We start from the raw sequence: 12,337 nt of genomic DNA, 5'->3' as shown, positions 1-12,337 counted from the left end.
GGATCGGCTGGGTCGGTGTGGTGCGCCATCGCGGTCCCTCTTCCCCGTAAGCCGTCCGTTGACAAGCTGCCCAGGGACGTTGCCTCACCGTAGGGCAAAGCGGGTGAACTGCGTGATGTCCTCCCGCGCGTGCGTACCTGCTCCACCCCCACGGGCGAGGCACGCACTCGACATCCATTACGGATTGTGACTTAATGATTACTCATTGTTGTCATCGTTGTTCCGTGAAGAGGATCCATGCGTCTGCACTCTGCGCTGGCTGCCGCCAGTGGCGCCCTCATGCTGGTTCTGGCGGTCCCCGTCCCCGCGTCGGCCGCCACAGGCCAGTTCCGTTACTCCTACAAGACCGCCGACGGGTACGACGCCGTCGGCTTCATCAACAACCCCCAGAGCAGGAGATGCATCGACATCCAGGGGGCGGGCTCTGACGGCACGTCGGCCGCCTACGCGCCGAAGAACCTGACCGACGCAACGGCCACGGTCTTCCTCGAGGCCGGCTGCATGGGGGAGGTCTTCTACAGCCTGCGCCCCGGCGCAGGCGCCTCCGAACGCCTGCTGGTGCGCTCCGTCGTCTTCTCCTGAAAGCGCGAATCCGGGCGCCATGCGCGGAGACCGGCAGCAGCGCATCGATCGTTGCCCCCACCGCGTGAGAGATCCCGGCGACCGGCAGGCGGAAGGAGTGCCCCATCCGCCTCTGAGGTCACCTCTTCATCACCCCATGTCAGCTGTAAGTGACTTACCCATCGCTTTCTGTAGCGACACGAGGGAGAGGCGGCGAGGACTCCCGAACGGGGACGCGACCGCGCCTCCACCTTCACGTCGAGCAAAGGAGACGGCAGTGGCCAGGTACGACACCGAGATCCACACGGGCGGCGGCGAATGGCAGCAGGACAACCCTCTGACGCTGTCCATCGCCAACCGCGACCAGGTCGTCCCCAACGACGACCGCCCGGCCGAGGGCACCACGGTCACCTGGAGCAGCGACCACGCCGGAAACGGCTCGGTGACCTTCTTCGACGGGGGCACCCGGTTCGAGGGAACCGCCCGGTTCCCCGGTGAGGGGCCGGTTGGATACCGGGGACGGCTCGCCGACTGACTCAACGGTGCAGGGTACGGAGACGCTGCCAAGCGATGGCCGGCTCGGCCACGTGGCCGAGCCAGGGCCGCCCCAGGGACATCGGCGTTGAGGAACCTGGCAACAGCCATGGCGCTGAGCGGGAGCGTCAGCAACGCGACGGGCACCGTGTGCACGTGAAAGATCCTGGCGAAACCCACCGCCGTGTTCCTCACGCACGTGCGCGCGAGTGCCTCGCGAAATCCGCGAAACTCTCCCCGGAGGCAGGTCAGGCTGTGGCGTCCGCCGTACCGTCCCCGCCATCCGCAGGCACCTCCTGCTCCGGCCCGCCGAACAGCTCCAGCTGCTCGCCGGGCGGCTCGGTGCCGGTGAGCTTCAGGCACCGGCGGCAGGTGACCGGTCCGCGGTCGGGGTGGGCCGCACCCGGATCCCACCCGCTGACGCCCACCATGCACGCCGGGCCGGGCATGCGCTCGTCGGCGAACCACCGGGTCTTTCAGCTGCCGTCGTATGCTCCCGATCTCAATCCGGTGGAGGGCGTCCGGGTGCTGCTGAACCGCGGTGGTCTGGCCAACCTGGCCGCCGCGAGCCTGGATCGCCTGGTGCGCGTGATCAAGCGGGGGTTGGAGAAGATCCAGTACGGCCGCATCTGATCGACGGCTGCCTGGCCGGGACCGGCCTGGCCCTCAAGTCGTCGTAACTCCACGAATTAAAGATCAGTGAGGAACATTGGAACCGGATCGTGCGCTAAGCATTTGTCCTGGTGAGTTTGGGCCCAGCTGTGTGCGCGCCAGAGGCTTCGGTGGCCCTCACTGCGGCCGAACGGCGATCGATTCGGCGGAGAGCGTGACCTCGACGGTGATGTGCGGATTGTCCAGCTGCGGGAGCTGAAGTCCACGCTTGAACTCTTCGGCATCGTCCGGCATCACCTTCGGCTGAACTGTGACCTTGACTTGGCCGGTCTCGTCATCTGAGTGCGCCATCATCGTGGCCACCTCAGGACGGGATCGGAGCCAGGAGACGACCATGTCCTGGGCCCGCCGGAGCTCCGCGGCCGAGAATCCCTTGCCGCCGATCAGGGTGACCGCCATGGGGAGGGTCCTGGCCAGCTCGATCGCGCGAGCCGGGATGGGACCCTTGAAACCGACGCGCAGCCCTCGCTGGTCGTCGACGTATCTGACGCCGGAGATCTCGTCGGGGAACTCCGCATTAAGCTTGTCGATCACCCGACTGTTGGACGACTGTGAGCCGAAGCGGTCGATGGCCTCCTCGTAGGAGATGCCCTCCGATTTGGCGATGGTCCCGAGATCGACCAGCTCGGCATAGGGAATGCCGTCGATCGCCACGTCCGGGTCGATCACCGCAGGGTCGTAACCCTCGAAGTCCGTCGGCTTGGGCGACGAGGTAGCAGCCACCCGGGTCGCGTACCGCTTGACGACCTCCTCCAGGGATCGGCCCGACGACGCCGCCTCTCGCTTGAGACGCTCCAGGGTGGGCCGATGTGCTTTGGGCTGATCGGCCCGCGGCAACACGATCGTCTCGGTCCCGGCCACAGTGGGTACCGGACCAGCACCAGACTGGCCGCAGGCGCACAACGACGCGAGCACCGCGATGACAGTCAAGAGCGATCTCTTCATACCTGAGGGACGCGCCACCGGCCTGAAGGGTTCATCCAGGCACCCATCCGGCCCGCGAGAAGTTGCCCGATCTGGGGCCTTCCGAAGGGAGCGCCGTTCCCCTTCGCCCGCCATCTCGACGGGCGCGTGCAGGAGCTGATGCGCGCCGATGCCCGCCACCCGGCACACGGCCCGGCGCTGGATTGGCGGGGCTGGGTTCAGCGGATCGAGCGGCTTGCCACCATCGTGGCGGCGGCCGCCCCCGCCGAAGGTGACTTCCTCGCGCGCGGGGAGCGTCGCCGCCAGACCGAGGTGCTCGCCGAGGTCGCCATGATGCTGGGCGAGGCGGAGACCACACCGCCAGCCGAGGTCCCCGCGAACGTCACCGGCTACTGCGAAAAGGAGATCTGGGCCCGCGCCGCGGCGTCGTTCGGCACGCCGCTGATGACCTCCTTGCATGCTCTGGGCGAGGGGCTGCGCCTGTCTGCCTTGGCCTAACCGGAGCCTGGCTACCAAGGCCCAGGACTCCTGAAGCTACAGAGAACCGCAACGTAGTGACATGAAGGCCCCCGCCGCTCCCCGATTTTCTGAGGATGCGGCGGGGGCCTTTGGCATTCGAGGGCTGCTCAGCCGGTCGCAATCACAGCACGCTGACACGTTGACATGCCAGCATTCCTATGTGCCAGCACGTCAGCATGCTGGCGTGCTTTCGTCTGGCTGGCGAGTGCGGCTGGGATCCCGGGGTTACCACTTCTTCCACTCGTTTTTCTCATAGCACTTGTGCAGCCACCACGTGAGCTTTGGCATGCCCGTCCAGCCCAGGTAGGGCCCGTGCCCTAGTACTACAACAACATATTGTGATGAGTTAACTTGATCGTATGTCGAGTGCGGTGACCGCTGAGGATCTTCAGACCTGGATGACAGGCCTGGATGACCTGTTCGCGCGGGTGGCGGGCCGGTTCGGACGCGTAGAGCCGCGACAGCGGGCACGGGCCTACCTGATCGGGCTGCTGGCGCCGGTGGAGCGCAAGAACGGCTGGCAGCTGGCCGAGGCGGCAGGCGATGACGGCCCAGAGGGCATGCAGCGCCTGCCGAACTCCTATGCCTGGGACGCCGACGCGGTACGCGATGACCTGCGCGCCTATGTGGTGGAGAAACTCGGCGACGCCGACGGAGTGCTGAACGGCCTCCCCGGGGCAAATCGGGAAGGCCGTGGTGTGTCTCCCCGAGCGCTCATCCGGACCAACGAACTGACGCCGTGGGGTGGCTGACCTGGCCGAAGTCCTGTTGTCGGGTCCGGTTTCAGCGCCATACCGATAAGCGTGGTCTAGGGGAGGGTTATCCACAGCGGGCCCCGGACCAGTTCGGAGGAAAGCAGAGATTCCCGGACCAGAGCGATAGTGATTTTTGCGGTGCTCGGCGCTCCTTGCAACGCGTTGACCTGCTTAAAGAGATGATCGCCGCCTGATAGGGGTGATAGCTGGATTGTCCGAACGCCGCCCCGTCCCCGCCCGCCGCCCGGCGGCCGCCGACCTCTGTCCGCACACCGGCCGCGCCCGCCTTGGCTACGACCGCGCCCGAGTCCTGCTGGACACCTACGCCGGCCTGGATCTGCACCAGCTGCGCCACGGCGCCGCCCCCCACCTCGGCGACGCCGAGACTCCGCTGCAGCTCATCATGGGCAAGACCCGGCACAAGAACCCTTGCACCGCCATGCGCTACGTCAAACCCGGCGCCGAAGCCATCGCCAAGGTTACTGAGGTCCTGGCACCCCGCCGCCGTACCCACTGATCAACTGAGTGGCGGCTCGCCGGAGCTTCAGGAGTTTCGGGCCGAGACGCTCCGCGGCGCGACGGGCGACTCCCCTCTGGAGAGGCACTACCGCTTCGCCGGGCGCTGCGTGGAGGCGAAGTGCTCCTTCTGGGAGGACAGCGGCTGCGGTCTCGGCGCCCAGGTGGCGGCTTCCCTGCCCGAGTCGCACCTCTCCGCGGATTCTCCCGCGAGCCTTCCCCGATGTTCGATCCGCACCGGCTGCCGCTGGTTCGCCGAGCAGGGACGGGACGCCTGCCTGCCGTGCGTGTACGTCGTCACTGATTCGTCCGTCTCCTCCTGAGATCCCGGCCAGCCCCGGGGGCTCGCCGTGGGACGACGGCCGTGCGGGCGCCGGCGATGCCGGCGCCGTACGCGCGCCCGCCGGTGACGCCGGCGCGCAGGAGCTGCCGTCGGCGGGAAGGCGCAGGCGCAGCAGGTAGTCGTCGACCGCCTGCCGGGTGCAGGCGGTGCGATGGTAGACGCCGTGGCCGGGGCCCTCGTAGGTGACCAGCGCCGCGCCCCGCCCGAGCTGCCTGCGGACGTTGGCCGCCCCTCGGTGCCCGGCCGCCGGATCGTACCGGCCGTTGATCAGCAGGATCGCGGGGGTGCCGCGTTCGACGGTGAGGCGGTGCTGCGGATTCGTGGGTGTCCCCGGCCAGAGCGCGCAGGACAGTACGAACGCCTGTCTATCAGGCTGTGTCCGCATATGTGGGGCCGCCCGGCGCATCCGTTCGGCGTAGACGGCGAAGCGCCGGTAGTCCGGGATCCTCAGCTTCCAGTCCTGGCAGGCCGCGGGCGCCGGGTGCTCTATCTCGCGTATCTCGGGGCCGGGGTATCCGCGCACGACGCCGCGCGGCCCGGGGCCGCCGGATTCCAGTGAGGCGAGCCGTTTGGCCAGCCAATCGTAGGACGGTTCCATGAACGCGCCCAGGTGCGCCTCGGTGGCCAGGTCGAAGTCGTTCAGCACGCGACCAGGAAGACTCGGGTCGCGCAGGGTGCCACGATCGGCCCTGGTCATCAGCCCGTCCCAGATCCGCGTGACGTTGCGCCCGTGCAGCGCGCACGTCGGGTCGCGGTCGCACCAGCGGGTGAAGGCGCCGAAGGCGGCTTCGACGTTCGCTGCCTGGCCGACCAGGAGGCGTCCGGTGGAGAGGCTGTGGTCGACGGTGCTGTCCAGTGACATCGCGCGGATGTTGCGCCCGAACAGCTCGGCGTACTGCTGCCCGAGCAGCGTTCCGGCCGACACTCCGTGGTAGCTGAGCGTGCGCTCACCGAGTGCGGCCCGGAGGGCGTCGAGGTCGCGGGCGACGCTGACGGTGTCCAGGTGATCGGCCAGCGGGCCGGTACGGCGCCGGCAGTCCGCGGCCAGCTCGGCGTTGTACGCGACGAGCCGGTCGAAGTCGGCCTGGTCACGCGGGGCCGGTAGGGGCTCCCGCCGTACGATGTCGGCCGAGCATCGCACCGCGGCGCTGCCCCCGCTACCGCGCGGGTCGAAGCCCACGATGTCGAACCGGGCGAGGATCTCCTCGCTGAAATACGTCTTCGCCTCGGCCTGGACGAAGCCGGCCCCCGGGCCGCCGGGGTTCACCACCAGGACGCCGATGCGCCGTGCAGGCTCCGTCGCCCTGTGCCTGGCCACCGCCAGGCCGAAGGTCGCGCCGTCCGGCCGGGCCCAGTCGATGGGGACACGCAGCGTGCCGCACTCCGCGGCCCGGTTCTCCTCGCACGGCGCCCAGCCGATCGCCGGGCCGCCACCGGCCCACGCCGTGCCGCCTTCGGACACGGGCGCGAGCGCGAGCGCGGTACCGGCGAGCACCGCTCCCAGTACGCGCACCAATCCCGCCATGGTTTTCCCCTCCTCGGTCGTTGCACCTTCCCTCGGGCGCACCCGCGGATGATCTGTCAGAGCTCATCCAAAGCTCTGCGGCGGGCGGGCACAGGAGTCCTCGCCCCCAGTGGTGGGGGTGGGCCAGCCCTACCTCGTAGGGTGACGGCCATGACGGTGAAGGGCGGGGCAGGGCGGGTGACGGTGGCACGGGCGCTTCGCCGCGCCCCCCTTCGTTTCCTCGTGTCCTCCTGGCCTCTGCGGACCCTGGGCTACGTGCTCACCGGCACCGTGACCGGCTTGCTGGCCATGGTCTGGCTGCCGGTGGCGCTGGTGGCGGGCGCGGTCGTCGGGACGCCGCTGCTCACGCGCCCGCTGGTGGCGGCCGAGCGGCGGCGTGTCGTGCTCCTGGGCGGTCCCGCGCTGGCCGATCCGCACCGCGCGCCGGACCGGGCCGGGTCCGCCGCGTGGCTGCGGGCCCGCTACACCGAGGCGGCCACGTGGCGGGAGCTGGCCTACACGGTGCTGCACGGCAGCGTGCTCCTGTTCGTGAACGTCGCCGCACTGGTGCTCGGATCGGCTCCGGCGCTGGTCTACCTGAGCGGCGTGGTCAATCTCGCCACGTCGGCGACCGGGGACCGTACGACAGGGGACGGCGCCGCGCTCGCGGCCGAGACGGCCCCTGGGGCGGCGGGCGGCGAGGGCGTGGTGCTTCTGGTCGCCGGCGCGGCGCTGGCCGTGGCGGCCACCGCCGTCCTGCTCGCCTACACGACGGCCGTCGCCGCGATGGCGCACGCCGAGCTGGCCCGGCTGCTGCTTTCCCCCGCGGACGAGGCACGCGTCCGTTCGCTGACCCGCTCGCGCGCCCGCCTGATCGACGCCTTCGAGGTGGAACGCCGCCGCATCGAGCGCGACCTGCACGACGGCGCCCAGCAGCGACTGCTCCGGCTCGGCATGACCCTGCTGACGGCCCGGCTGGAATTCGACCACGACCCCCGGGCCGTCCGGCCGTATGTACCTTCACGCCTGAGGGAGTACCTCCGGGGGACGGCGCCCTTCACGGGCGCCGGGGTCTCCTCCAGGAGGCGGCCGTCCCCGCCCGGGCGGTCAGGCCCGGCGGAGCCTCCGGATCGGCGGAATGAGCAGCAGTGCCGCACAGACCGCGGCGGTGACCCCCGCCGGAAACGAACATCAGGTCGCGGGGCTCGACCACAGAAGTCACCGGGCCCACCAGTGCCTGGCCCACCGCCACGCCGGAGACCGAGCCGGCCACCTCGTAGGCGGTGACGCGGTTGAGCACCTCGGGGGCCACCTGGGTCTGGACGCTGGTGGACCACATCACCGACCAGAACGCCCAGGAGACGCCGCCGAGCAGGTGGCCGGCCATCAGCGCGGGAAGCGGAAGCTCCAGGGCGACCGACAGGGGGATGCAGACGAAGCCGATCAGGGCCACGGCGCCCGCGGCCAGAGGACGGGAGGGACGGAAGCGGATGGCGACGAGGCCGCCGATCACGGTGCCGGCACCCAGGGCCGCCATCGCCCAGCCGTAGGCGGCCTCGCCCAGGCGGTCGCCGATCAGCCGGGAGCCCAGCGGGATCAAGGGACCGAGACGAGGACACCGAAGAACACCCAGACCAGGATCACCGACCACATCCAGCTGCGGGAGTGGTGGTCAGGCCCGGGCTGTAGGTGACGGCCGAGTTGCCGGTGCAGGTGACCGAGCCGAGCGCGTAGGCGGCCGGTGCCGGAGCACGGCGGTGAACGCGATCACCAGCGCCAGCGCGCTCAGCCAGCGCACGGGGCGGGCAGTCTTCTGGGGCGGGTGGAGGCGGGGGCTCAGGGTGGCGGTCATCGGGTTTCCTCCGGGTCGAAGCCAGGCCGCTCGCCGGTACGGCTGGGCCCCGCAGGGCGGGGCGCCGCACGCCGGAGTCAGCTCTGAAAAGGGCCGGAACGAAAAGAGAGGGGTGGCGTGGTGAGAAGCCGCGGCGGCCGGGTGCCGGGGTGGGCCCGATGCTTCGGGCCCACCCCGGCGTGGTGCGTAGCGGCCGTGTGGGGTCAGCAGCTGGTGGTGGTGTCGCCGCTGTCGGCGGCGCAGGTGTCGGCACCCAGGCCGCCGTTGGCGGTGTCGCCGCCGGAGCCATCTTGGACGTCGATGTCGTCGTTGCCGAGGCTGCCGCTCATCTGGTCGGTGCCCTCGTGGTCGAGCAGGACGTCGTTGCCGTTTTGACCATCCAGGTCGTCGTCGCCGGGGCCGCCGTAGATGTGGTCGTTGCCGTTGTCGAACAGGCCGAGCAGGTTCTCGATGAGGGTTTCGCCCTTGCTGGTGTCGTTGCCGGCTTCGCCGTAGATGGTGTCGGCGCCGTTGCCGCCGGCCAGGGTGTCGTCGCCGTCACCGCCGTGTAGGGTGTCGTCGCCGTTGTCGCCGAGGACCGTGTCGTTTCCGGCCCCGGCGTAGACAGTGTCGGTGCCGTTGCCGGCGTTGATGGTGTCGTTGCCGCCCAGGCCGCAGATGACGTCGTTGCCGCTGGTGCCGTTCAGGGTGTCGTTGCCGTTGGTGCCGGTGATCGTGCATCCCAGGCCGTTGTTGACCGTGGTGTTCTCGGCGTCGCTGTCATTGGCCGAGGTCGGATCGGACTCGGTGGCGTCCACCGTGGCGGTCGCGGTGACCGTGCCGGTCGCCGCCGGGGACAGCACCACGGCGATCGTCGCTGAGGCGGAGGAGGCCAGGCTCCCGAGCGAGCAGGAGATGTTCGGTGCCGACACGGTGCACGACCCCTGCGACGGTGTGGCCGACAGGATGCCCGCCGACGCTCCGGACAGGGCGATGGAGGTGGTGACGCCGGTCGCCGATCCGGGCCCGTTGTTGGTGACGGTCACGGTGTCGGTGAGAGTGTCGCCGAGGGAGACCGGGTCGGCGGAGTCGGCGACGGTGACGCCGAGGTCCGCCGGTTGGGTGATGGTGGTGTTCTCGGAGTCGAGGCCAGCGGCGTGGCCGGAGGTGTCGTGGAACTCGGTGTCGGCGGTGACGGTGCCGACCGCATTGGGCGTGACCGTGATGGTGGCGTTGACACTCGTGGCCGAACTGCCCAGGTTGACGCAGTTGGACTGGAAGGTGTTGTGGCTGCAGGAGACGTTGGGGGTGGTGCTGGTGATGCTGGTGATGGTGGCGGAGGCTCCGCTGAGGTTGATGTACAGGGCGTACCAGCCGGGACTGGTCGCGGGGACGGTGGCGGTGTAGGTGTAGCTCGTGCCGACCGGGACGGGGTCGGCCGAGTCACTGAGCTGGACGACGGCGTCGGCGTGCGCGGGGGTGACCGCGAACAGCGCGGAAGCCGCGGCAAGCAGCACCGTGGCGGCCAAGCCCACGAAACGGCCCAGCCGGCTGTATCGGCTGCGCCGCTCGAGCGGACACGGTGAGGGGGATAAGCGCATTGCTCCTCCTTCTCGCGCGCCGTCCCAGCCCGGCCCGGCGGCCAGGAACGTCCACGACGGCGCGGCAAGACAGGCGAACTCACATCCGTCCGGCGCACCAGCACGCACGCAGACGATCAAGAGATCGGGGGATGCGGGAAAGCCCCCGCCACGCGGCGGAATGCCCGCTCCTCGCCGGCGGGCATGTTCGCGATGCGCTTTCCTGGGGGAGGTCACCGTCTCGGTGCTGGTTCGCCCGCCTGATGGTGCATTGGCCCGAGGAGGCGGGCAAGGGCCGTGACCCTATCAGGACAAAATCGCCCCAAACCTGGCCATGAGAAGCAGCGGAAAGGGTCCTGAGGGCCCGCCCGGCCGGGTGAGGCGGCACGATCACGTCAATTCCCGGCCGCCCCAGCCCTGGCTCTGCGCGTCATGCCGGTCCGCACCGGCGTAACAGGCATCGCGTGCGCGCGTAGAGATTCTGGCGAAACCGGCGAAACCCGCCGTCGGGTTCCTCACGCGCGCCTGTGCGCGAGTGCCTCGCGAAACTCTCCCCGGGAGCGGGGTCAGGTCGTGGTGTTCGCCGGACCGTCTCCGCCGTCCGCAGGCGCGTCCCGCTCTGCAGTGGGGAACAGCTCCAGCTGCTCGCCGGGCGGCTCGGTGCCGGTGAGCTTCAGGCACCGGCGGCACGTCACCGGCCCCCGGTCCGGGTGGGCCGCGCCTGGATCCCACCCGCTGACACCCACCATGCATGCCGGCCCGGGCATCCGCTCGTCGGTGAACCACCGGGTCATCGCGACCTCGTGCACGATGCCACTGGAGCGCACCCGCAGGTTCGAGCCGTCGGCGTAGGCGGAGCGCGCCGCGGCGGCGATCACAGCCAGCGCCGCGTACACATCCGGCGTGTTGTCCATCTGCAGCCCCACCATCGGGTCGTCGGTCATTGATCGGCGTCTTCCAGATACCCAGCAAGGTGAGGAAGCCGTTTGCTCGGCCGCCGCAGCGGCCGATGCGCTCCAAGGCGAGCGGTTGCCGGACGCCCCTTCCTCTTTACGGCTCGAGGATGCGGGCGACGACGGCGGTCTGTTCGGCGTCTCCACCAGGTGCGGGCGCCGTACGGCTCGCCGGCTGACACTCGCCGGTTCCTCCTGATCGGTGAACCGGCGCAACCCCGGTCTCTTCGCCGGTCGACCCACCGCGGTCTCGGACCGTCTCCCAAGCGGTTTCACTCGTTCCTTAGAAGCCTGGGTGCGTCTTTCGATCGTTGGCGTCTCGTTGTCCGCGGCGGCTGTGCTGGTTGCGGCCGCTGTTCCCGCGCACGCCGCCCCGGCGGCCCGGTCGGTCGCCGGTCTGCCGACACCGATCACCGCCGCGGCGGCCCGTACCGCGCTGGGGTCGCTGGCGGTCGTGGCCCCGCACGCGATGACCGGCTACAGCCGTGCCAAGTTCCCGCACTGGATGAGCCAGTCCCGCAAGGGGGCGGGCTGTGACACCCGTGAGGTCATCCTCAAACGAGACGGCAAGAACGTGCGTCAGGACGACGAGTGCAAGGCCGTCTCCGGCACCTGGAAATCGGCCTACGACGGCAAGGGTCTGACCGCGGCGAGCAAGGTCGACATCGACCACATGGTGCCGCTGGCCAACGCCTGGCGCTCCGGCGCCGACACCTGGTCCACCCAGAAACGGCGCGCGTTCGCCAACGACCTGACCCGGCCGCAGCTCATTGCGGTGTCGGCTGCCAGCAACCGGTCCAAGGGCGATCAGTCGCCGGATCAGTGGAAGCCGCCGTCGCGGACCTACTGGTGCACCTACGCCCGCGCCTGGGTGCAGGTCAAGCAGCACTACGCCTTGTCGGTCACCTCCGCGGAGAAGACCGCGCTGACTGAGATGCTGGACACCCGGAGGTAGAGCCGAAGGAGGAAGGCGCGCGGATGGGTGGGCTGGCCGAGCGGTACGAGGACCAGGTCGTGGCCGGGCCCGGCGGGGTGATGACCGACGAGGTCGGCGTCGTGACCGGCGACCTCACCGTGGTCACCGAAGCCGACGACGACCAGGCCCACGTGGCCCGGGTGCGGGTGCAGTACACCGGTGCCGAGGAGTGGTACACCCTCACCGGCAGCCCCATCCCGCTGGCTGGGCGCTCGGCCGGGCAGGTGCACCAGGCGGTGCTACGCGCCGCCGCAACCGGGGCTGAGGGCGGGGTGAGCGCCGACCACCTGCGGTCCTGATCGGCCGTTCAGCAATTCAGGGCCTGTCGTTCTTCCAGAACGACAGGCCCTTTTGTGTCTAGAGCGGCCTGTCAAGCAGAAAAAAAGTGATCACTATCACCATTGGATCGCGTTTGTTTTATTCGTTACTTATGTAGATCTTGTTCCTTGGAACGAGGCATGTATACCTTCTGGTCGTCTATTGAGTCGCACGCTCCGAACCGCCACCTCCGCCCCTTATGAGGCTTTCTTTTGGGCGAGGTGAAGCGGGTCGTCGGCCTGCTTGGGGAGAGCTCGGAGGGTGACGGCGTATGCGCCGTGCTGTGTCGTGGCCGAATTCAGTTCGCTGGGTGTTCCTGATGCTCGTGGTCCCCGGGCTGCTGCAGATTCC

General features: G+C 69.5%; 13 protein-coding genes and 2 pseudogenes. 10 read left to right on the top strand and 5 right to left on the bottom strand.

Features of this window, described 5'->3' with window-relative positions:
• Positions 1 to 237: 237 nt before the first annotated feature.
• Both PKF00_RS43665 and PKF00_RS43660 read left to right on the top strand, forming a co-directional pair.
• Entirely contained in the window at positions 238 to 582 is a 345-nt protein-coding gene (locus PKF00_RS43665) for a hypothetical protein (protein WP_271223690.1), read from the top strand.
• A gap of 256 nt (positions 583 to 838) precedes the next feature.
• Complete coding sequence (locus PKF00_RS43660) at positions 839 to 1,096, top strand: hypothetical protein (RefSeq protein ID WP_271223689.1); 258 nt, start codon at positions 839 to 841, stop codon at positions 1,094 to 1,096.
• Positions 1,097 to 1,343: 247 nt separating this feature from the next.
• Here the strand turns inward: PKF00_RS43660 and PKF00_RS43655 are convergent, their stop codons facing one another.
• Complete coding sequence (locus PKF00_RS43655; protein ID WP_271223688.1) at positions 1,344 to 1,526, bottom strand: hypothetical protein; 183 nt, start codon at positions 1,524 to 1,526, stop codon at positions 1,344 to 1,346.
• 37 nt (positions 1,527 to 1,563) lie between these two features.
• Here PKF00_RS43655 and PKF00_RS43650 point away from each other — a divergent pair.
• A pseudogene (locus PKF00_RS43650) lies at positions 1,564 to 1,775 on the top strand (IS630 family transposase); the annotation flags it as partial.
• 109 nt (positions 1,776 to 1,884) lie between these two features.
• Here the strand turns inward: PKF00_RS43650 and PKF00_RS43645 are convergent.
• Positions 1,885 to 2,697 (bottom strand): hypothetical protein, encoded by an 813-nt coding sequence (locus PKF00_RS43645; protein ID WP_271223686.1) that lies wholly within the window; start codon positions 2,695 to 2,697, stop codon positions 1,885 to 1,887.
• Positions 2,698 to 2,838: 141 nt separating this feature from the next.
• On the opposite strand from PKF00_RS43645, the gene PKF00_RS43640 reads away from it, so the two are divergent.
• From PKF00_RS43640 to PKF00_RS43630, 3 genes and pseudogenes are all read left to right on the top strand, one after another.
• Positions 2,839 to 3,189: a hypothetical protein gene (locus PKF00_RS43640; RefSeq protein ID WP_271223685.1), complete on the top strand. Its 351-nt coding sequence runs from the start codon at positions 2,839 to 2,841 to the stop codon at positions 3,187 to 3,189.
• 419 nt (positions 3,190 to 3,608) lie between these two features.
• Positions 3,609 to 3,872, top strand: a pseudogene (locus PKF00_RS43635) (transposase); the annotation flags it as partial.
• Positions 3,873 to 4,176: 304 nt separating this feature from the next.
• Positions 4,177 to 4,482: a site-specific integrase gene (locus PKF00_RS43630; protein WP_271223684.1), complete on the top strand. Its 306-nt coding sequence runs from the start codon at positions 4,177 to 4,179 to the stop codon at positions 4,480 to 4,482.
• Here PKF00_RS43630 and PKF00_RS43625 read toward each other — a convergent pair.
• Entirely contained in the window at positions 4,445 to 6,349 is a 1,905-nt protein-coding gene (locus PKF00_RS43625; RefSeq protein WP_271223683.1) for an alpha/beta hydrolase, read from the bottom strand. The two genes, PKF00_RS43630 and PKF00_RS43625, sit on opposite strands and share 38 nt — an antisense overlap.
• Before the next feature lie 150 nt (positions 6,350 to 6,499).
• Between PKF00_RS43625 and PKF00_RS43620 the strand changes: the two genes are divergently transcribed.
• Together PKF00_RS43620 and PKF00_RS43615 are read left to right on the top strand one after the other, a co-directional pair.
• Positions 6,500 to 7,615 (top strand): sensor histidine kinase, encoded by a 1,116-nt coding sequence (locus tag PKF00_RS43620; RefSeq protein WP_271223682.1) that lies wholly within the window; start codon positions 6,500 to 6,502, stop codon positions 7,613 to 7,615.
• Complete coding sequence (locus tag PKF00_RS43615; RefSeq protein ID WP_271223681.1) at positions 7,612 to 7,878, top strand: hypothetical protein; 267 nt, start codon at positions 7,612 to 7,614, stop codon at positions 7,876 to 7,878. Before PKF00_RS43620 ends, PKF00_RS43615 begins: the two co-directional genes overlap by 4 nt.
• A gap of 505 nt (positions 7,879 to 8,383) precedes the next feature.
• On the opposite strand, the gene PKF00_RS43610 is transcribed toward PKF00_RS43615, so the two are convergent.
• Together PKF00_RS43610 and PKF00_RS43605 are read right to left on the bottom strand one after the other, a co-directional pair.
• Positions 8,384 to 9,760 carry a calcium-binding protein gene (locus PKF00_RS43610; protein ID WP_271223680.1) on the bottom strand — a complete coding sequence of 459 codons (1,377 nt, stop codon included), beginning with the start codon at positions 9,758 to 9,760 and terminating at the stop codon, positions 8,384 to 8,386.
• Between the two features lie 545 nt (positions 9,761 to 10,305).
• Positions 10,306 to 10,683, bottom strand: a complete 378-nt coding sequence (locus PKF00_RS43605) for a hypothetical protein (protein ID WP_271223679.1) — start codon at positions 10,681 to 10,683, stop codon at positions 10,306 to 10,308.
• A 304-nt stretch (positions 10,684 to 10,987) separates the two neighbouring features.
• On the opposite strand from PKF00_RS43605, the gene PKF00_RS43600 reads away from it, so the two are divergent.
• On the top strand, positions 10,988 to 11,647 hold the full coding sequence (locus PKF00_RS43600) for an HNH endonuclease family protein (protein ID WP_271223678.1): 660 nt from the start codon (positions 10,988 to 10,990) through the stop codon (positions 11,645 to 11,647).
• A gap of 23 nt (positions 11,648 to 11,670) precedes the next feature.
• Complete coding sequence (locus tag PKF00_RS43595; RefSeq protein WP_271223677.1) at positions 11,671 to 11,967, top strand: hypothetical protein; 297 nt, start codon at positions 11,671 to 11,673, stop codon at positions 11,965 to 11,967.
• Positions 11,968 to 12,337 lie beyond the last annotated feature (370 nt).

This window comes from Streptosporangium carneum, from assembly GCF_027922005.1.
GTDB classification, from domain to species: domain Bacteria; phylum Actinomycetota; class Actinomycetes; order Streptosporangiales; family Streptosporangiaceae; genus Streptosporangium; species Streptosporangium carneum.
This window is presented reverse-complemented; position numbering and strand designations above follow the sequence as displayed.